Source organism: Prevotella sp. AM42-24, from assembly GCF_003461825.1.
Classification (GTDB): domain Bacteria; phylum Bacteroidota; class Bacteroidia; order Bacteroidales; family Bacteroidaceae; genus Prevotella; species Prevotella hominis.
Map to the genome: position 1 here is coordinate 1 of NZ_QTXV01000178.1, position 627 is coordinate 627.

The window sequence follows — 627 nt, forward strand, 5'->3', positions numbered from 1 at the left end:
GTGACAAGTGCATCCAAGGGAAGCTCTGCCAAGGACGAGAATGTGATGATAGTCAGCGGAAGAAACGTGTATGATGCTTTCGGACGTGTGGCAAAGGCTTTCTATCCTACAACGGAAGGAACCGGATCGAAATCAACGTTCAGCAAGTCATTTGACAATGTATCTCCAACGGTTACTGTTTATGACGTGCTCGACCGTGCTACCTCAGTGACATTGCCGGACAACTCTACGACAACTACGGCATATACAGTTGACAATAGCGGTCATACTCTCGTTACAACCGTAACGGATGCGCTTCATAATGTGCAGGCTACCCATACCAATGGCAGTGGCAAGACGGTGAAGACCATTCAGAAGAGTGGTCCTGACGGTGAGATTACCACCTCGTTTGAGTATGACGGCATACAGCGCCTTGTTCGTGTCACCGACACGGAGGGCAATGTAACGGTCTCTACTTACGACATGGGTGACCGCCGTACAGAGGTGAACCATCCTGCAAGCGGCATTACAAGTTTCACTTATGATGCGCTCGGCAATGTGCTTACAAAGCAGACTGCCAACCTTGCCAAGGAAGGCAAGTTCATCTCCTACGATTACGACTATCAGCGTCTGACGGGTATCAACTAC

At 49.6% G+C, this 627-nt stretch carries 1 pseudogene; it reads left to right on the forward strand.

The annotated features are described in order from the left end of the window. Nucleotides 1–627 (forward strand): annotated as a pseudogene (locus DW917_RS17010) (type IV secretion protein Rhs); the annotation flags it as partial.